Here is a 19,032-nt window from a genome sequence, read left to right as displayed (position 1 = left end):
AAAGATCTGAGATAAACCTATCTCGACCAAGTCAAAAAGCTTCCTCGCATATGGCGGGGAGGCTTTTTTAGTACAAAATAAGTTGCAACAGTAAGAAAATGTGCGAATTCCAGTAATTTATACTCAATAAAAATCAAAAAATAGCCAAGGCAAGGAGCAATGACATCAAGTCACTAAAGTGACTGATGTCGAACGGCAATCGCTATGGAGATTGCCTAGCTCCCTTACTAACCTCACAAAGTAGGTAAAATCGACCAACTTTGCTCCGCATCGCATGAACTGCAGGTAGCTCAAAAGGTCTGGGAGACCTTTTGAGGTTGGAAATAGGGAAAGTTTTGCTTTCCTCAGCAGGTACGGCAAAGTGAGTTAACGATGGATAGTTTTGATTTTTGAAGAGTTTTATTCCTGGGACACTTTGAAAATATCAGGACGGTCTAAAGCCCAATACGGCCACCGGAACAGAAAAATTGTCGGGTGTTTTGAGGTCTCCTTATGATATAATGAAGGCAGTATAGAAGGCAAGCATATCCCTAATCAGGTAAGTTAGAGTATTTAAGGAGCTTAAAATGACCATTAAAATATGTATCGTTGAAGATGACTTAGATTTGGTCAGTCTTGTTCAAGAACATCTAGTAAAATATGACTTTGAAGTGGCCATCTGTCAGGATTTTAAGCATATTGACCACTTTATTAATGACCAGAAACCCGACCTCATTTTGCTGGACATCAATATTCCCTATTATGATGGCTTTTACTGGTGCTCTGAAATCAGGAAAAAGACGACCGTCCCGATTATATTTATGTCTGCCAGAACCGAAGAATATGACCAAATAAGGGCCATTATGAATGGCGGGGACGATTATTTGACCAAGCCATTTTCTCATGACCTCTTACTGGCCAAGGTAAATTCACAGCTGAGAAGAGCCTACGGCGAATATGCTCACAAAGAAACTGGAGCGACCTGCGGTGACTGTTCCTTTGATAAACTTCGATTGACACTGGAGTGCAAGGGGAAACAGATTGACCTTCCTAAAAATGAAGCTATTCTGATTGGTATCTTATTCGAGGCTTATCCCAACGTAGTCCGTCGTGAAAAAATTTTATCTGGAATATGGGATAGTGACCTCTTCGTAGAAGAAAATACACTAAATGTCACCGTCAGCAGGGTCCGGAAAAAATTATTAGATTTAGGTTCTCAATTAGAAATTGTGACGGTCAGAGGAATGGGGTATAAGGTAGCCTATGAAGAATAAGAGAGCTTTTCAATTATTTCTTTTAGACCAGCTCAGCTTAGTAATGGTCGTCCTTGTCACCCAGGTCATTTTCTTTGGTGCCTTATTCTACCTCAAGGGGATTTGGTTTGAAGAATTTTTTTACTTTGCTTTCCTTGTGTTCTTTGTTCTTTTTATCTATCTCCTCGTGCAGTTCTACCTCAAGGGGCGAGTTTATGGCAAAATTTTATTACAGAGTGAGTCTTTAAATGACTATTTGATTGAAGAACCCAGAAGCGCCTTTGAAGAAAATTATAATGCCATGATTGACCAACTCTTGCAGAACAAGGGAAAAGCAGAAATCAGACAAAAGCAGGAGAAAAAATTGCAAAAGGTCATGATTTACCGTTTTGTCCATCAAATAAAAACGCCCTTGTCCGTGCTAAAACTGATTTGTGAAAAAGAGACTAACGAAGAAAATCATCAGCAAATCGAAAGAAACCTGCAGAGCATTCAATATAATTTAGATCAGATGATTGCTGCCTATCGCCTAGATGAATTTAAGAATGACTTTGTCTCCGATAAGGTCTATCTAGCCAGGGTTTGCAAAGACAGCGTCAATGCCTTAAAAGACCACTTCATTACCTCGCAAGTCTATCCCAAAATTGACATCGATGAGGCTCTTTATGTCTATTCTGATTCAAAATGGTTGAAATTAGTCATTCAACAGCTACTGACAAATGCCATTAAATATAGTTACAAAGGACAGACCGTTAGACTAGCAGCTAAACAGCAAGATGAGCACGTTACCCTATCCGTTATTGATGACGGCATTGGCATTGAGCAAGTGGATTTGCAATCTATTTTTGAGCTCTTTTATGTTGGTAAAAATGGTCGCAACAACGCTGATTCAAGTGGTATCGGTCTCTATATTGTCAGAAGAGTGCTTGATTACCTAGGGCATGACCTTGAGGTTGCCTCAGAAGTTGGCAAGGGAACAAGAATGACAATCATTTTTTAATACCGAGTTAAAATCAAAGCTTGAAAACCCATAAAGAAAAGCTTTGGCAGGCATTCGGTTTTATTAACGAGCGGGGGATTAATCTGATATTTTTGAGCATACTTGTTTGGGAACCGGTTTACTTACCTTAACCCCCCTTCTAAAGAAGATATGAAGCTATTTTAATTTATTAAAATTTAGGGAGACGGTGAACGAAGTGAACCTAGGCGATACTTTCGCCGTAGTGGCATTATTAGCAACAAACGTCTTTGTTGCCAATAACGGATTTTTTGAAGAGATTTCGTCCAGTGGACGAAATTTGCCTGAGCCTAAAAATGTAAAAGCGAAGGGCTCAAAAAATAGCAGGAAGCAAAGACATCAAGCCACTAAAGTGTCTGATGTCAAACGTCCATCTCCATTGAGATGGACTAGCTTCCAGACTAACTCAGCTAGTCCAGTAATATCGACTGGACTAACTTCGTGTCGGAATGGAACGCCAACGGCGGTCGCTTCCGTCCGCACTACCTAAGAAAGTATCAAGGCTGATTTTAACCAAATATACTTTCCTAACAATTCTAATATAAACATTCATTTGCCTAAAGGATCCAGGAACATTACAAAAATGTAAGTTTATGTAATGTTCTTGGATTTTTGTCTATGAGGGAACTTGGTAGAATAAAGACAGAAAATAAGAGAGGAGAAAACAAATGTTGTTAAGTGTTTCAAATCTAGAAAAAATCTATAAAGGAAAGGTGTCTTTTAAAGCTCTAGATGACATTAATATGGACGTCTCTCAAGGTGAATTTGTGTCCATCATGGGACCTAGCGGAAGTGGAAAAAGTACCTTTCTTAACGCCATTTCAACAATTGATGAACCAACCAGAGGTAGTGTCCGAATTGCAGGTCAAGACCCTTATCAAATGAACGACGAGCAACTGTCAACTTTCAGAAGACAGGAACTAGGCTTTGTCTTCCAGCAGTTTAATCTAATCAATACCTTAACCGTTGGTGAGAATATTATCCTCCCCCTAACCTTAGATAGCGTTCCGGTAAAAGAGATGAAAGAGAGGCTCACAGATGTCAGCGAGTTATTAGGGATTGATCATTTATTAGATAAACGAACCTATGAAATTTCAGGAGGACAGGCTCAGCGTGTAGCCATTGCTAGAGCTGTCATCAACGAACCCTCGCTTTTATTGGCCGATGAGCCTACAGGAAATCTAGATTCTAAGGCTGCCAAGGACGTGATGCGACTGTTTAAAAAGTTGAATCAGGCCATGGGAGTGACCATTATCATGGTGACACATGACCCTAATATTGCGACGTATTCGGACAAGACATATATCATAAAAGATGGCAATATTTATCAAGAAATTGTTAATAGGAATGATACCAAAGCATACCAGAGAGATATTTTAAACACTATGAGTCTCCTTGGAGGTGATGACAATGACCCTATTTGATTTTGCTCTTAATAATATCAAAAGAGATTTTAAAACCTACTTGTATCATTTTCTAAGTTGTGTCTTATCGGTTTTAATTTTCTTCTTGTTTACAACTCTAGCTCAGCATCCAGCCTTATCCATTGTGGATTCAAGTGGCACCATTGGTCTCGTCTTATTTCTAGCGCGCATCGTCTCTGTCGCTTTCTCCTTTGTGTTGATTGTGTATTCAGTGGGAAACTTTTTGAAAAATAGGAGTAAGCAATTTGCCATCTTAAATATTATCGGAACCAGCAAGAAGCAGTTCAATAAGCTGATTTTTCTTGAGAATATGATTCTGTCAACCTTAGCCTTATTTTTAGGCATCATCATGGGAATTATCTTTTCGAAGCTCTTTTTGATGATAGCACAAAGGACGATAGGTAACTTAGATCTCCGCTTCTATTTTCCTCTAGTAGCAATCTTTCTGACAATCGTCTTAATGGGGGCCTTATTTCTAGTAATAGCCCTGTTTGCTCCAGTTATTCTAAGGAAGCATAAGATTATCGACCTGCTAAAAAAAGAAGAAGTCGCTGAAAAAAATCATTTCTTCCTTACCTTGCTAGCCATCTTAGTCATTGTACCTATAACGGTGTATCTGTTTTTAACCGCAGGTGAGAAACCATCAATTCTTGTCTATATCTTTGGTTTATTATCTTATACGGGCGGTGCCTACTTTATCGGCTACTTTGTCTTTACCCTTTATGCTTTTATCATGAAAAAAAGTGGACGCCTGTACAGAAAGCAAAACATGATTGCTGTCAGTGATTTCAAATATAAAATCAATACCAATATCAAAACCATGACTAGTGTCCTGATTTTATCTAGTATCGTCTTAACCTCTCTGGTCTATATCGTGGGTGCCCCTCAAAACATTGCGCAGGATACAAAAAAGGTCGCGCCCTACACCTATATGTACGCTAATTGGGAAAATCAAACAGACGGAGCTCAAAAAGCAGACACCCTTTCTAAAAAATTAGCAGAGACGGATGACTTTAAGCAACTGGCTATCAACTATCTTCAACTAAAAAGTGATATCAGAACGACGAGACATATTATTTTATCCAATACTATGTACAATGAAATAGCTAATTTCTTGCATAGAAAGAAGATTAACCTCGCAGATGATAGCTACTTTCTAATTGGGGTGGATGGTAAAGCAGACCCTGTTTTACCGAATAATGTCAGAAACACATTGGCAGATGTTCAGATTAAAAAAGAAAGCGGATTTGATAAGAGAGTGATTGCTATATCAGGGTATTTTACAAGTGTTACCGTCATTGCTGATAACAAATATGAAGAACTCTCCCAGAATTTAAGCAAAGATACCATCTATGCTTTTGACCAAGTTCGCTATCAAGAGAAGAAGGCAGGAAAGATGGAAGAGCTTGAAAAAGCAATTGGCTTTAAAAAGGGAAAAGAGACCTTGATATCCTATTATATGTATTATGACAATGAAAGCTTAACTAGAAAGCTAGTCTCTTATGTCGGTAGCATTCTCTGTATCTCCTTTTTAATCGGAATGGCCAGCATTATCTACTCTAGACTCTACTCTGTTATGGAAGAAGAAAGTAAAAAATACAGTATTATGATGAAGGTTGGTTTAAGCCAATCCAGTTTAAAGGCTGCTACAGCAAGCACGCTTAGATGGATCTTTCTAGCACCTTTTACCATTGCTTTAGGCCTATCTGGGCTCTTTGTGACCATTATCAATCGGACTACTTTAGCCTCTTATACAAGCACAGCCCTTATCTGTTACGGCTTCTGTATCGTTATCGAAATCATCTTATATCTTATCGTTAAGGACAAATACCAAAAACAACTCTTTAATCGTATTTATGAGAAATAAAAGGCTAGTATCAGTCTCCCAAGAGTTGGCCATAAAAAAAGATTGTGTTTTCTAGTGAACGCAATCTTTTTTTGTCTTGTAGCCACGGTGAGAAAGGAACTAAAGTTGCTAAAACAAAAACCACCTGTCTAACAAACAGGTGGCATCGATTAAGCCTTGGTCGCAATGCCTTGGTCGTCAATCTTATAGGTTTGATTGCCGATAGTGATAGTGGTGTTCTTGACTAAATCACCGCTGTCCTTATCGAAGTAGTGGTAGTTATTGTCTTCTGTTTTAACCAGACGGCCTTTGGCCTGAACAGACGTATAGGGGTCGAAGTAGAGGGTTTGTCCATTAATGGTTTGCGTTCCTTGGACAGTCGTGCCTTGGCCATCAACATAGTACCAATTTCCGTACCTATCAGCGACAAAACTATCGGTCAGGATTTCACCGCTATCGCCATCGTAGAAATATTTGTAAGGTCCGGCCGGTGGGGCGTAGTAGCTTCCCTTAATTTGCGTGCCTGACCGGTCTGTAAAGGCATAGTGCTTGCCATGGATAGTAACACGACCATGAGCGGTATTACCCTTTTCATCATTGTAATACCAATCCCCTGCCTTACTTTGGAAGAAGAGGTCGGTCGCTATTTCGCCGTTATCTTTGAAATAGTGGGTTTGGAGCTCATCGGTATTCAGGGCTGTATTCTTGGCTTGAATACCTGTCAGGCGGTCAAAGAAATAACGCTTGCCGTCAATAGTTTGCCATCCTTTGAGCGCTTTCCCATCTTGGCCAAAATAGAACCAGTTGCCATCCTTATCAGCAGCAAAGCGGTTGGTCCACATATCACCCGTGTCAGCATCAAAGTAATAGGTGTCCTTGTCGATTTTAGCAGTAGCCCCCTTAACCTGTTGGCCAGTTGTTTGGTCAAAGTAGAGCTTTTGACCGTTGATGGTTTGTAGGCCCTTGGCCAAACTTCCGTCTTCTTGGGTGTAGTACCAGTCATTTTGACCAGTAGTTGAAAAGCCTGCCTTGGCCTTGGCTGGGTTTTCTGAACTTGAAGGTTGTTGGTTTCCTTCAGTTGGAGTTCCTGCCTGCATTTGCTGAGTCGCCTCTGTTACAGCACTGGTCTTTGGAGTGTCAACAGCCTGCCATTTGGCAGTCTGGTCGGCCGAGCTAGGGGTAGTTTGCTGAGCAATTCCTTCCTGACTATCCTTTGAAGTAGTCGTAAGCTCTTTTTGGTCTTGCCCACCCGTAGCAGGAGTAGTCTGCTCGCTTGCTTGGGAGCCTGGGCTTTGTGTTTGACTTGCTTGCTGATTTTGATTGGCTTCTACAGTCTGATTAGCATCGCTACTGCTTGGCCTGCTGACCACAGCAAAACTGTCCGCTCTAACCACAGTTGATTTTCCTTGCTCGTCAGCCTTAACCTGACCATTGGCCAAGAGGGAGGCAGACAAGAGGGTTGCTGCTCCAGCAAAGGTCGCCCAATGCTTTTTGACCTCATGTAAATTGTTAGAATTCTTTCCTTGCATAGATTTTACCTCCTTATGCAAAGCCTATTCTACCACAGTTTTCGCACCTTCCTGTAAGGTTTTTTAAAAGGATGGAAGACTGTAAGAAGTTTGTAACCTAGGGTAAATCTTTTTCATAATAACGTAAGATAACTTGACGATTCAAGTCATTTTCTAAATCAAAATATTATTGGGATTAGGCTGGAGTTCGGTTTATACTCTTCAAAAATTAAAACTATCCATCGTTAACTCACTTTGCCGTACTTAAGTACTGTCTGCAGTTCGTTGCCTCGGCTACTTTTGATTTTTATTGAGTATTAACAGTAAGATATGAGATGGCCAAGCAACGGCAAAGTTACAAGAGGGGGAAGTGTGGCGAGTAGAAGAGCGGAAGGGTTTTCTATAGTTCCTGCAACCAAAAAGAACCCTCACATGGAGAGTTCTTAAGATGGGACTAGAATAAATCGTTCATTATGCCTTGGCGGCAATACCATTGTCGTCAATATTGTACTTTTGACTGCCATCATAGATACTGGTGTTGCGCAACATGTCTCCAGTATGGAGGTCGAAGTAGCGATAATTGCTACCATCCGTATTGACCAATTTACCCTTGACTTGCTCATGATTATAGGTATTAAACATGAGGGTCCGTCCATCAGGAGTAGTGGTCAAGCCTGAGGCAACAGAACCATCGGCTTGATAGTAGAGCCAAGCGACCCCAACCTTGGAACCAGGAGCGACCCCGCGATAGTCTTGCTTGTCAATTTGACGGAAGCGATCCTTCCACATATCACCTGTATCTTGGTCGAAGTAGTATTCCTTACCATCAATAGTTGCTGTAGCCCCTTTGACCTGCTTACCAGTATTATTATCGAAGTAGAGAGTTTGGCCATTGATGGTTTGCAAGCCCTTTGCTAAGCTACCATCTTCGTTTTTATAATACCAGTCATTATTACCAGTAGTATAGAAGCCAGCTTGGCTAGCTGCTTGGTCTGAAGATGCTTTGGCATCGTCTTTGCTAACAACAGCATGGCTGTCTTTTACATCCCTACTTACTACTTGATTAGCATCGCTCTCGCTAGCCTTTTGGGCTTGATTAACGGCAGTAGCGACTTGTTCCGGTTGGCTAGCTTGATCAACAGCTTGCCATTTATCTTGATTGGCTGTATCCTGTCTTTGCTCTTGGGCTTGATCAGCAGTATTAGCAGAAGCTTGCTGATTTTGATTAGCTGTAGCCGTTTGTTCAGCAGTCGCAGTCGTAGTTTGCTCAACTTGACTAGTTTGACCAGCATCGGCAGGTCTAGTCACAACAGCAGCACTATCAGCTCGAACAACCGCTGAGCCTGTTTGTTCGTCAGCCTTGGCTTGGTTATTGGCCAAGAGAGCGACAGACAAGACTGTAGCCGTACCAGCAATGGTTACCCAATGCTTTTTAACCTTGTGCATCTTATAAGTTTTCTTTCCTTGCATAAAACATACCTCCTTATGCAGGGCCTATTGTATCATACTAATGAAAGCCTATCGTAATAGTCTTTAAAACGATTACAGATTGTAATCTCGATGAGACAAATCTTACTCTTTTGCAAGAAAGTTAATCTTAAAGAAATATTAAAATTACGTCCGTTAGGAAAGCTAAAAAAACAGAACTGTTTTCCAGTCCTGTTCGAGTTAATTAGGTATTGGGGCAGAAATTATTTTCTGTACCATTCTCCCTTGCCGTCAGCAGTTTTTCTAAAGCCATATTCGGTACCGATAATTTTCTTGTAACCATTATCAGCGGAACCGTCAGCTCCTAGATGCAGCCAACCATTGTATTCTGGTTGATAGCCACCGTAGTGGAGGGAGTTGCCTCGACTGATTTCAACGGTTTGGTTGGTCACCATTTGACCATCTTCACCGAAGTAATAGGTGTTATCATCAATATTAGCAAATTGATTTCTTGCTTGTTCACCATTGCTAAAGAAGTAGACCTTCTTACCATTAATCGTTTGCGGGCCGGTTACGGTCTTACCGTCTTTGTCAATGTAGACCCAGCCAGTATAGTGAGCGTCATACTCTCCTAGGTAGAAGTCTTTTTGTTCATAGTGGCCGCCAGTTTGGGTGTCGCCAGTATTGTTATTGTCTTGAGCGGTCTTTTCAGTCGCAACCCCGTTTTCGTCCAGATGATAATCCTTGCCGTTGATGGTAACGTCCTTGTTGGTTTGGAGAACACCGTCATTATCGAAGTAGTAGTCTTTACCATCAATGGTTTGTAGGCGATCCTTGACTTGAGCTGAGACTTGGCGGGCATAATCTGGTGCTGAGTCCGCATCTTTATTGGTCAAGAAGTACATTCTCTTTCCATCAATGGTTTGCCAGCCTTGCACGGCAGCTCCGTCTTGACCAAAGTAGAGCCAGCCGTTGAAGACAGGATTATAGTATCTGTTATTATTGAAGTTGATATTAACAAATTGGTTTTTAACCTTTTCACCAGTGTCAGGGGCAAAGAAGTAGTCCTTACCATCAAGGGTAGCTAGCTCGTTCTTGAGTTGGACACCATAGCTATTGAAGTAGTAATCCTTGCCATCTTTAGTTTGCAGACCTGAAATGGCATTGTTATATTGGTCCACATAAACTTGAGCACTATAGTGACCGTAGTTATTCTGCAATTCTTTTGTGATGAAGTGGCCGGTAGATTTTTTCTCACCAACTGGAGTAGCTACCCCATTTTCATCTAAATGGAAGGTTTGTTGGCCGATGGTAACATTGCGGTTGGTTCAGAGTTCACCAGTATCTTGGTCGAAGTAGTAGTCCTTACCATCAATGGTTTGGATACGGCCCTTGATTTGACTGCCGACCTGTTTGTTGTAGCTGTAACGTGGTTTGGCCTTTTGGTCATCTTCGGTCGTGAAGTACATCTTCTTGCCGTCAATGGTTTGCCAACCAGTTACTCGCTTGCCATCTTGACCACAGTAGTACCAATCGTGGTCGGTTGCCAGAATATCAAAGTCGTACTCTTGTTGATTAGCGAAGCGATTAGTCCAGAGATCGCCTGTATCTTGGTCGAAGTAGTAGGTAGCACCATTATCGGTGATTTCATGTCCCTTAACTTGGCTACCATCTTCATTAAAGTAAAGCTTTTGCCCGTTGATGGTTTGCCAACCAGTTACATTTTGCTTATTGGCATCGGCATAGTACCATTTGCCGTCTTTCTCATAGAAGCTGTTTGCTTGGAGGCCGTTATCAGCTTCGGTAGCTGTCGCTTGGTCTTTAGAACCCTCTTGAGTTTGATTGGCAGCATCGGCTTGAGCGTTGTCCGTCGATGGATTGGCTTCTGATTTTTGAGCGTCTTGACTCTGGTTGTTTTGATTGGCTTGGTCAGCTTGTCCTTGGTCGCCAGCAGAACTGTCTTGATTTAGAGTGACTTCAGGAGTTTCTTGAGTCGTCTTTTGTTCAGCAGCAGGAGTTTGGTCTTGACTCGGTGTTTGAGCGGTTGCTTGTTCTGCAGAAGCTTGTGTATTTACTTCTTGATTAGCGACCTTATCAGACTGATTGTCTGTTTGAGTAGTGGTTGTTTGTTCTTGCGGGTTTGCCACTTGGTCAGCTTGAGTCTGAGCCCCGACTGCAAATAGGACTGTAGCTGCCGTAGCTGTGACTGCAATTGTTACCCAGCGTTTTTTGACCTTATGGAGTTTGTAATGTTTCTTCTCTTGCATATTAAAACCTCCTTTGTTTTGTAGTGGTATGCAATAATGAAAATTCCTTTGAAATAGGGCTTTCCACCTACAGAGAGATTGTCTGTTTTGGCAGACACCTCTATTCTAACACACTCTTAAGTTAAAATTAAAATTTACCTTAATTCGATGACAAAACGTAAAAATGCAGATAATTAGCAGACGATTGGAACTAAATTGAAAATTCAATTGGAAAAGGGTAAAATAATGGCAGAGTCTTAAATGGAGAAAGCGATGGCAATTAAAACGAAAAAACTGGCAGTAATGCCCCAGAATACAAGGATAATGGCGGTCTTTCTTGGATCGGTAGGCGGTTGTCTGGATGTCTTTTCTCACATGCGCTTTGGCACCCTGATTGCAACCCAAACTGGGAATATCCTACTTTTAATTGCCGACTGGGGGGATAGCCTGCCTCGGACAGTTGCCAGTATCCTGTCCCTGATATTTTTTACGATTGGTTTTTTGCTGGCTATTCTTTTTAAGGAGAGGGCTAAGAATGCCTACTGGCGGACTTTCGGTGTCTTGCCGCTAGCCCTAGTAACTTTTCTTTATCCCTTCTTTCCTAGTCAGGAGTTTATTTGGGTTCCTCTCTTAGCGGCTTCTACCGGTGCTATGATGTTGACCTTTACAGGAACCAAGGTTCAAGACCATGCTTATGTCATTATGATGACCTCAGGCAATTATCGCAAGATGGTGACAGCCTGGTTCAACCTCCTGCGAGGCAAGGGAAATCACCGTCAAACCAAAAGACGAGCATTGAACTACAGCATCGTCGTGGGAAGTTTTGTTGCTGGTGCCGTAATAACGGGGATTTTGACCCATTTAGTTGGAGACTATGCCATCTGGTGTGTCACCTTAGTATTGCTGGCTATCATGGTCGTTTATACGACTCTTATCAAGGCCTACCATCTGGAAGACAGTAATATTTAATAGGAGATAATTGCGAAATAAGAGCCAAATGAATATGAGTGGCTCTTATTTTTGAAATACAGTAAGTGCATAATTTGACCGTCTGAAACGTAAGGATGACTATTAGAGGCACTAAGAATACAATCAGCCCAATCCTCGATAAGTTTGTACCCAAAGAATGAAGCAGCTGAAGTTCGGGTAGCGATGAAGGAGGAATCACCGCAAAATCCTTGAAAAGACTGAATTGGAATTGTTCTCGGGTTTTGAGGGAGCAAGTCAAGCCCATAAGTTTTTGTTATAATAAGAAGTAACTTAATAAAAAATAGACTTGAGATTGAAAGAGAATTTATGAACATTCAACAATTGCGTTACGTTGTGGCCATCGCCAATAGCGGAACCTTCAGAGAAGCAGCTTCTAAACTTTTTGTCAGCCAACCTAGTCTATCGGTTGCTATCAAGGATTTGGAGGAGGAGCTGGGATTCCAGATTTTTACACGGACAACGACGGGAACAGTCCTGACCAGCCAGGGCTCTGTCTTTTATGAAAAGGCCTTGGTTTTGGTTCGGGGCTTCGATTCTTTTGAGAAGCAGTACACCAAGCCAGACGATGATCACTATCAATTTTCCATCGCCAGTCAACACTATGATTTTCTCCCTCCGCTGATGACCACCTTTTCGGAAAGGTATCCAGATTATCAGGATTTTCGAATTTTTGAATCCACGACGGTTCAGATATTGGACGAAGTCGGTCAGGGACACAGCGACCTAGGAATTATTTACCTCAATCGACAAAATAACAAGGGTATCCAGCAAAAGATGTCAAAATTGGGTCTGGAGTTGGTTGAATTGATTCCTTTTAAAACTCATATTTATCTGCGCAAAAATCACCCTCTGGCTAGTAAGGAAAGCTTGACCATGGATGACCTAGCAGGCCTACCGACTGTGCGCTTTACCCAAGATAAAGACGAGTACCCTTATTATTCGGAAAACTTTGTCGACACCAGCGACAGCTCCTTGATCTACAATGTGACCGACCGGGCAACCCTAAATGGGATTTTAGAGCGGACGGATGCCTATGCGACAGGCTCGGGATTCCTAGATAGTCGAAGCGTTAATGGCATTACGGTCATTCCCTTAGAAGATCACCTAGATAATAGGATGGTCTATGTCAAGCGAGTGGACACGAATCTTTCGACCTGTGCCCTTAAATTTATTGAGGTCATAACAGAGTATTTCAGTCGTTTCAAGCCCTGAGTAGTCAACTAAATACCATAAGTGATTTGAAGTCGGGGCAGGCTCTTGCGGATTCAGTTCCCAAGGCTTTTTTGTCCCCTAACAATTTTTATGAGGAAATCTATGCGAAAAATTATCATCCCTCTAGCTGTTTTGCTCCTGGTGGTCTTGGACCAATGGAGTAAATTCTGGGCGGTTGGCCATATTCCGAAGAACGGCAGTCAAAAGTTTTTGCCTAGAATTTTTAGTTTAACCTATGTCCGCAATTACGGGGCGGCTTTTTCCATCTTGCAGAATCAACAGTGGTTCTTCACCCTGATAACCATTCTCGTGGTTGGCCTAGCCATTTGGTATCTTTACAAGCATCTTACGGGATCCTTTTGGCTACTAGCCTCACTAAGTCTAATTATTTCAGGTGGTTTGGGAAATTTCATTGATCGCTTACGTTTGGGTTATGTTGTCGACATGGTTCACTTGGACTTTATGGACTTTGCTATTTTTAATCTGGCAGATTCCTGCCTCAGTGTCGGTGTATTTCTTTTGATTATTGCCTTTTGGAGAGAGGAGCAAGATGGAAGTCATCATTAAAGAAGAAGGTCTGCGGCTGGATAAGGCCTTGGCTGATTTGAGCAACTTGTCTCGTTCCCAAGCTAATCAAGCCATCAAGGATGGTAGCGTTCTGGTCAATGGTCAGCCCAAGAAGGCCAAGTATAGTGTCAAGGCTGGTGATGTTATTAGCTTTGAAGAGCCTGAGGAAGAAGTTTTAGATTATCAGGCTGAGAATCTTCCCCTAGAAATTGTCTATGAGGACCAGGACCTAGCGGTTGTTAATAAGCTCCAGGGGATGGTGGTCCATCCTTCTGTTGGGCACAGCTCTGGCACCCTCGTCAATGCCCTTCTTTATCATATTAAGGATTTATCCACCATCAACGGTGTTGTTCGTCCAGGTATTGTCCATCGGATTGACAAGGACACCTCAGGTCTGCTGATGGTTGCCAAGAATGACCAGGCTCATCAAGCCTTAGCTGATGAGCTTAAGGCTAAGAAGTCCCTGCGGAAATATCTGGCCATCGTTCATGGCAATCTCCCCAATGACCGAGGTAAAATTGAGGCTCCCATTGGGCGCTCGGAAAAAGATCGCAAGAAACAGGCTGTGACAGCCAAGGGTAGACCAGCCGTCACCCATTTTCATGTCTTGGAGCGTTTCGGAAATTATAGCCTCCTTGAACTGAGGCTGGAGACTGGTCGGACCCACCAAATTCGGGTACACATGGCCTATATCGGTCACCCATTAGCTGGCGACCCCCTCTACGGACCTCGTAAGACTCTGAAAGGCCATGGCCAATTCCTACACGCCCAGACCTTGGGCTTCACGCATCCAAGAACAGGCCAAGTCCTAGAATTTTCCGTCCAACCTCCAGCTATTTTCCAAGAGACCTTGGAGAAGCTACGGGCAAGAAAGGTCTAGTTGTGGGCTGGCTTTTACCTTGAACGAAACAGATAACTAGTTGGACTTGAGTCCGATAGGAGTTTTAAGATGAGTTTATTCTTGGTGTCAGCCTAAGTCAGACTAAGTCTGTTATGCGTTTCAGGCTGAGCCTTGTGTCTTACTAGACTTTTTGCTATAATACCTCTAATGAATAAAGTCCTTTAAAACTGTCCAGAGAGGCAGGCAAGGAGACACAAAGAAGCAGTAGAAGTTTTCAGGCAAGCGATTGGCTCTGGCTAGTTTTAGCAAGTCAAGAAAATGTTAGAGAGCTCCTGTATCAAGCCTGGGCTATGAGAGTATAGCTAGGTTAATTGGTCTAATCTCCTTGCGTTTGCAGGGAGATTTTTTGTTCAAAAATTATTTTATAAGGAAGGATTTCTTATGAAAACTAAAGAAGTCGTCGATGACGTAACCATGAAGCGGGCCATTACCCGCATCACCTATGAGATTATTGAGCGCAATAAGAGCTTGGATAATCTGGTTCTTGCTGGCATCAAGACTCGTGGCGTTTACATTGCTCGTCGGATTCAAGAACGCCTCAAACAAATTGAGGGCATTGACGTGCCAACGGGTGAGTTGGATACCAAGCCTTTTCGAGACGATGTCAAGGCTCAAGGCGATACAACCAGCATGCCTGTTGACGTGACCGACAAGGATGTCATCTTGGTGGACGATGTCCTCTATACCGGTCGGACCATCCGAGCTGCTATTGATAATTTGGTCAGCCTGGGGCGACCTGCCAGAGTTAGCCTTGCTGTTTTAGTCGACCGAGGTCATCGGGAATTGCCCATTCGGGCCGATTATGTCGGCAAGAATATTCCAACCAGTTCTGAAGAAGCTATCACGGTGGAAATGGTTGAAGTGGATGGTAGTGATCGGGTTATTATCAGTGACCCTAGCTAATCGAACGAAGTCCTTTAAGTCTCAAGACCCTTAGTAACTTAGTAAGGAAGCAGTTGTGGAAGAAATAAAATACGATATTAGTGATGTCCCCAAGCCTGGGCTCCTCTTAGGCTTGTCTTTCCAGCATCTCTTTGCCATGTTTGGCTCGACGGTTCTGGTTCCCATTCTAGTTGGTATTGACCCTGCCATTGCCCTCTTTTCTAGTGGGCTGGGGACCCTGGCTCATCTGACGGTGACCAAGTATAAGATTCCAGCCTATATGGGCTCTAGCTTTGCTTATATTGCCACCATGCAGACGCTCTTGAAGACAGATGGTATGCCGGCGGTGGCCCAAGGTGCCATCTCGGGCGGTCTAGTCTATCTCCTAGTTGCTCTCATTGTTAAGTTTGCTGGTAAGGACTGGATTGACAAGGTTTTGCCTCCAATTGTGGTCGGGCCTATTATCATGGTTATCGGTCTCAGTCTAGCGACTTCAGCCGTTAACAACGCCATGTTGGTCAATGAAAAATACAGCATTAGTAGCCTGGCGGTCTCTATGGTGACCCTCTTTTCGGTTATCCTCTTTAGCATATACGGCAAGAAGATTATATCTGTCATCCCGATTTTACTTGGTTTGATTGTCGGTTATCTCTTTGCTCTAGGATTAGGTGCGTTAACAGGTCAAAACCTAGTTGATTTTTCAGGGATTGCTAAGGCTTCTTGGTTGGATATACCCGACTTTCATATTTTCCTGTCAGATGGCCATTTCAAGTTTTACCCCAGTGCGATTTTGACTATGGCTCCCATTGCCTTCGTTACCATGACCGAGCACTTCGGCCATGTTATGGTTCTAAACAGTCTGACAGGACGTGATTTCTTTAAAGATCCTGGCTTGGAAAGGACCCTGAGTGGGGATGGTTTGGCTCAGATTATCGCTGGTTTCTTTGGAGCACCTCCGGTGACTTCCTATGGAGAAAATATCGGCGTTATGGCTCTCAATAAGATTTTCTCTGTCTATGTTATTGCAGGAGCTGCGGTCATTGCTGTCATCATGAGTTTTGTTGGTAAGGTCTCGGCCCTCCTCCAATCTATTCCAGCTTCCGTTCTAGGCGGAGTATCCATCTCCCTCTTCGGGGTTATTGCTTCTAGTGGTTTGAAAATATTGGTTGAAAACCAAGTGGACTTTGATAAAAAGAAAAATCTTTTCATTGCTAGTGTTATTTTAGTATCGGGTATCGGTGGACTTATGTTGCAAATCGCCGGCCTACAAATTACCAGCGTGGCCTTTTCGACCTTGCTGGGTATTATCCTCTATCAAATTCTTCCAGAAAAGGACTAAAGATTATGGTAGTAACAAATGGTATGGTTTCCCTCAAACATCTGGTGACCATGGAAACTCTCTCCAATGAAGAAGTGCTGGGCTTGATTAAGCGAGGCATCGCCTTCAAGCAGGGCCAGGCCAACTTTCACTTGGTTCGGCAGTACTTTGCGGCTAATCTCTTCTTTGAAAGTTCAACTAGGACCCACAAATCCTTTGAAGTGGCTGAGAAGAAGTTGGGCCTGGATGTTATCGACTTTGATGCCAAGACCAGCTCGGTCAATAAAGGTGAGACCCTCTATGATACGATTTTGACCATGTCGGCCTTGGGCGTTGACATCTGTGTGGTTCGCCACTCCAAGGATGACTATTATAAGGAATTGATTGACAGCCGAACCATTCAGACCTCCATTGTCAACGGAGGAGACGGCTCAGGTCAACACCCTAGTCAGTGTCTGCTGGATCTGATGACCATCTACCAGGAGTTTGGCAGTTTTGAAAATCTCAAGGTAGCCATTGCTGGTGACATCACCCACTCAAGGGTGGCCAAGTCCAATATGCAGATTTTAAAACGCCTGGGTGCTCAGCTCTATTTCTGTGGCCCCCAAGAATGGTACTCCCATGAGTTCGATGTCTATGGCCAATACGTTGACCTGGATGACATCGTTGATCAGGTGGATGTCATGATGTTCTTGCGCGTTCAGCATGAACGCCATGATGGAAAAGAAAGCTTTTCTAAGGAGAGCTACCATGAACTCTATGGCTTAACCCAGGAGCGCTACCAGCGATTGAAAGACACGGCCATCATCATGCACCCGGCCCCGGTCAATCGCGATGTGGAAATCAAGGATGAGTTGGTTGAAGCACCCAAGTCCCGTATTGTTGCCCAGATGCAAAATGGGGTTTATGTCCGGATGGCGATTATTGAGGCCATCTTGAACGGCAAAGTTTAGCCAAGAAATTCTCAGCCCTTGTCCAATTCTAACTTCAGAGCAGAAAGGAGAAAACAAGGGAATACCGTATTTCGATTGAATGGAATACGGACTAGAGACTGAGCCAAAAAGATAGTTTTTCCTAGAACCTGATGGTTCTGCGGTAAAACTCTTATTTTGGCGGTGTCTCTTAGACGCCCTTTATATCTTAATTTATGACAAAAAGATTATTAATTTTAGAAGATGGCACGATTTTTGAAGGTCGGGCCTTCGGTGCTGGTATTGACGTGACCGGTGAGATTGTTTTTAATACTGGCATGACGGGTTACCAGGAATCCATTACCGACCAGTCTTACAATGGTCAGATTTTGACCTTCACCTATCCCTTGGTGGGAAATTATGGCATCAATCGCGATGACTATGAGTCAATCAGCCCGACCTGTAAGGGTGTCGTCGTAGCTGAGAATACCAGACGGGCCAGCAACTGGCGCAATCAAATGTCTCTGGATGAATTTCTCAAATCCAAGAATATCCCTGGTATCTCTGGCATTGATACAAGGGCCTTGACCAAGATTATCCGTCAACACGGAACCATGAAGGCAACCCTGGCTAATGAGGGCGATAGTATTGAACACTTACAAGACCAGCTCAGGGCCACCGTTTTGCCAACCAATAATATTGAGCAGGTCTCAACCAAGGCGGCCTATCCGGCACCCGGTGTTGGTAAGAATATCGTCCTAGTAGATTTCGGTCTCAAACATTCCATCCTGCGGGAATTTTCTAAACGCAGTTGCAATGTGACCGTTGTGCCTTATAATACGACGGCTGAGGAAATTCTCAACCTCAATCCAGACGGGGTCATGCTCTCCAATGGACCTGGTAATCCTGAGGATGTGCCTGAGGCGCTAGATATGATTCGGGGTGTCCAAGGTAAGATTCCTATCTTTGGCATCTGTATGGGCCACCAACTCTTTAGTCTCGCCAACGGTGCCAAGACCTATAAGATGAAATTCGGCCACCGTGGCTTTAACCATGCGGTTAGAGAAATTGCGACGGGACGGGTTGATTTTACCAGTCAGAACCATGGTTATGCGGTTGACCGCGATAGCCTCCCTGATAGTCTCATGGTCACTCACGAAGAAATCAACGACAAGTCCATTGAGGGTGTTCGCCATCGCCATTACCCAGCCTTCTCGGTTCAATTTCACCCAGATGCTGCACCTGGTCCCCACGATGCTAGCTATCTCTTTGACGAATTCTTAGAGTTAATCGATGCTCATAAATTGGAGCAGGCCAAGTCTAACTAGGTCCTACAAATGGCCAATTGGCTTGTTAAGTAGAAAGTGTGTGGGCCAGCAGTTGCGATGACCCCCACACGTCTAATCCCTTTTCTATTTGAGAAAGGTCTGAGCAGGTCTGTCGCTCTTAAAACGAATCTTCAGACCAGGCTAACCACTACAGAAGCCCCCACTAGATTTTTCATGGAAAACTATTGTCCCGATGAAAAATCGTCGGAGAAACCTATTTA

At 43.1% G+C, this 19,032-nt stretch carries 14 protein-coding genes and 1 pseudogene; 12 read left to right on the top strand and 3 right to left on the bottom strand.

Features of this window, described 5'->3' with window-relative positions:
* Positions 1 to 566: 566 nt before the first annotated feature.
* The 4 genes from DYE66_RS07495 (at position 567) to DYE66_RS07480 (ending at position 5,541) form a co-directional block, all read left to right on the top strand.
* Positions 567 to 1,253 (top strand): response regulator transcription factor, encoded by a 687-nt coding sequence (locus tag DYE66_RS07495; RefSeq protein WP_002997821.1) that lies wholly within the window; start codon positions 567 to 569, stop codon positions 1,251 to 1,253.
* The gene (locus tag DYE66_RS07490) at positions 1,243 to 2,232 is read left to right on the top strand and encodes a sensor histidine kinase (RefSeq protein ID WP_002998216.1); all 990 of its coding nucleotides are present in this window, start codon (positions 1,243 to 1,245) and stop codon (positions 2,230 to 2,232) included. The genes DYE66_RS07495 and DYE66_RS07490 overlap by 11 nt, the downstream gene beginning before the upstream one ends.
* A gap of 686 nt (positions 2,233 to 2,918) precedes the next feature.
* A complete protein-coding gene (locus tag DYE66_RS07485; RefSeq protein WP_002997823.1) occupies positions 2,919 to 3,674 on the top strand; it encodes an ABC transporter ATP-binding protein in 756 nt (251 codons plus the stop codon).
* On the top strand, positions 3,661 to 5,541 hold the full coding sequence (locus DYE66_RS07480; RefSeq protein WP_002998004.1) for an FtsX-like permease family protein: 1,881 nt from the start codon (positions 3,661 to 3,663) through the stop codon (positions 5,539 to 5,541). Before DYE66_RS07485 ends, DYE66_RS07480 begins: the two co-directional genes overlap by 14 nt.
* 149 nt (positions 5,542 to 5,690) lie before the next feature.
* Here the strand turns inward: DYE66_RS07480 and DYE66_RS07475 are convergent, their stop codons facing one another.
* From DYE66_RS07475 to DYE66_RS07465, 3 genes and pseudogenes are all read right to left on the bottom strand, one after another.
* A complete protein-coding gene (locus DYE66_RS07475; RefSeq protein WP_002998173.1) occupies positions 5,691 to 7,049 on the bottom strand; it encodes a cell wall-binding repeat protein in 1,359 nt (452 codons plus the stop codon).
* A gap of 450 nt (positions 7,050 to 7,499) precedes the next feature.
* The gene (locus DYE66_RS07470) at positions 7,500 to 8,498 is read right to left on the bottom strand and encodes a KxYKxGKxW signal peptide domain-containing protein (protein ID WP_002998408.1); all 999 of its coding nucleotides are present in this window, start codon (positions 8,496 to 8,498) and stop codon (positions 7,500 to 7,502) included.
* Between the two features lie 221 nt (positions 8,499 to 8,719).
* Positions 8,720 to 10,723, bottom strand: a pseudogene (locus DYE66_RS07465) (KxYKxGKxW signal peptide domain-containing protein).
* 252 nt (positions 10,724 to 10,975) lie between these two features.
* Here DYE66_RS07465 and DYE66_RS07460 point away from each other — a divergent pair.
* The 8 genes from DYE66_RS07460 (at position 10,976) to DYE66_RS07425 (ending at position 18,811) form a co-directional block, all read left to right on the top strand.
* Entirely contained in the window at positions 10,976 to 11,671 is a 696-nt protein-coding gene (locus DYE66_RS07460; protein WP_019768715.1) for a YoaK family protein, read from the top strand.
* A gap of 327 nt (positions 11,672 to 11,998) precedes the next feature.
* Positions 11,999 to 12,904, top strand: a complete 906-nt coding sequence (locus DYE66_RS07455) for a LysR family transcriptional regulator (protein ID WP_115325082.1) — start codon at positions 11,999 to 12,001, stop codon at positions 12,902 to 12,904.
* A gap of 102 nt (positions 12,905 to 13,006) precedes the next feature.
* Positions 13,007 to 13,471, top strand: coding sequence for a signal peptidase II (gene lspA / locus DYE66_RS07450; protein ID WP_115325081.1), 465 nt, complete (start codon positions 13,007 to 13,009; stop codon positions 13,469 to 13,471).
* The gene (locus tag DYE66_RS07445; RefSeq protein WP_115325080.1) at positions 13,455 to 14,351 is read left to right on the top strand and encodes an RluA family pseudouridine synthase; all 897 of its coding nucleotides are present in this window, start codon (positions 13,455 to 13,457) and stop codon (positions 14,349 to 14,351) included. Before lspA ends, DYE66_RS07445 begins: the two co-directional genes overlap by 17 nt.
* A gap of 402 nt (positions 14,352 to 14,753) precedes the next feature.
* Positions 14,754 to 15,275: a bifunctional pyr operon transcriptional regulator/uracil phosphoribosyltransferase PyrR gene (gene pyrR / locus DYE66_RS07440; RefSeq protein WP_019783202.1), complete on the top strand. Its 522-nt coding sequence runs from the start codon at positions 14,754 to 14,756 to the stop codon at positions 15,273 to 15,275.
* A gap of 55 nt (positions 15,276 to 15,330) precedes the next feature.
* Positions 15,331 to 16,593 carry a uracil-xanthine permease family protein gene (locus DYE66_RS07435; RefSeq protein ID WP_115325079.1) on the top strand — a complete coding sequence of 421 codons (1,263 nt, stop codon included), beginning with the start codon at positions 15,331 to 15,333 and terminating at the stop codon, positions 16,591 to 16,593.
* Between the two features lie 5 nt (positions 16,594 to 16,598).
* Complete coding sequence (locus tag DYE66_RS07430; RefSeq protein ID WP_019783200.1) at positions 16,599 to 17,525, top strand: aspartate carbamoyltransferase catalytic subunit; 927 nt, start codon at positions 16,599 to 16,601, stop codon at positions 17,523 to 17,525.
* A gap of 194 nt (positions 17,526 to 17,719) precedes the next feature.
* On the top strand, positions 17,720 to 18,811 hold the full coding sequence (locus DYE66_RS07425; RefSeq protein WP_115325078.1) for a carbamoyl phosphate synthase small subunit: 1,092 nt from the start codon (positions 17,720 to 17,722) through the stop codon (positions 18,809 to 18,811).
* Positions 18,812 to 19,032 lie beyond the last annotated feature (221 nt).

The sequence above is a fragment of the Streptococcus downei MFe28 genome (genome assembly GCF_900459175.1).
GTDB classification, from domain to species: Bacteria; Bacillota; Bacilli; order Lactobacillales; family Streptococcaceae; genus Streptococcus; species Streptococcus downei.
This window is presented reverse-complemented; position numbering and strand designations above follow the sequence as displayed.

Bases quoted from the DNA above. Each gene is read 5' to 3' on its own strand.
- pyrR (WP_019783202.1), top strand. From the start codon at position 14,754: ATGAAAACTAAAGAAGTCGTCGATGACGTAACCATGAAGCGGGCCATT.
- DYE66_RS07460 (WP_019768715.1), top strand. From the start codon at position 10,976: ATGGCAATTAAAACGAAAAAACTGGCAGTAATGCCCCAGAATACAAGG.
- DYE66_RS07455 (WP_115325082.1), top strand. From the start codon at position 11,999: ATGAACATTCAACAATTGCGTTACGTTGTGGCCATCGCCAATAGCGGA.
- DYE66_RS07495 (WP_002997821.1), top strand. From the start codon at position 567: ATGACCATTAAAATATGTATCGTTGAAGATGACTTAGATTTGGTCAGT.
- DYE66_RS07430 (WP_019783200.1), top strand. From the start codon at position 16,599: ATGGTAGTAACAAATGGTATGGTTTCCCTCAAACATCTGGTGACCATG.
- DYE66_RS07475 (WP_002998173.1), bottom strand. From the start codon at position 7,049: ATGCAAGGAAAGAATTCTAACAATTTACATGAGGTCAAAAAGCATTGG.
- DYE66_RS07445 (WP_115325080.1), top strand. From the start codon at position 13,455: ATGGAAGTCATCATTAAAGAAGAAGGTCTGCGGCTGGATAAGGCCTTG.
- DYE66_RS07485 (WP_002997823.1), top strand. From the start codon at position 2,919: ATGTTGTTAAGTGTTTCAAATCTAGAAAAAATCTATAAAGGAAAGGTG.
- lspA (WP_115325081.1), top strand. From the start codon at position 13,007: ATGCGAAAAATTATCATCCCTCTAGCTGTTTTGCTCCTGGTGGTCTTG.
- DYE66_RS07470 (WP_002998408.1), bottom strand. From the start codon at position 8,498: ATGCAAGGAAAGAAAACTTATAAGATGCACAAGGTTAAAAAGCATTGG.
- DYE66_RS07425 (WP_115325078.1), top strand. From the start codon at position 17,720: ATGACAAAAAGATTATTAATTTTAGAAGATGGCACGATTTTTGAAGGT.
- DYE66_RS07480 (WP_002998004.1), top strand. From the start codon at position 3,661: ATGACCCTATTTGATTTTGCTCTTAATAATATCAAAAGAGATTTTAAA.
- DYE66_RS07490 (WP_002998216.1), top strand. From the start codon at position 1,243: ATGAAGAATAAGAGAGCTTTTCAATTATTTCTTTTAGACCAGCTCAGC.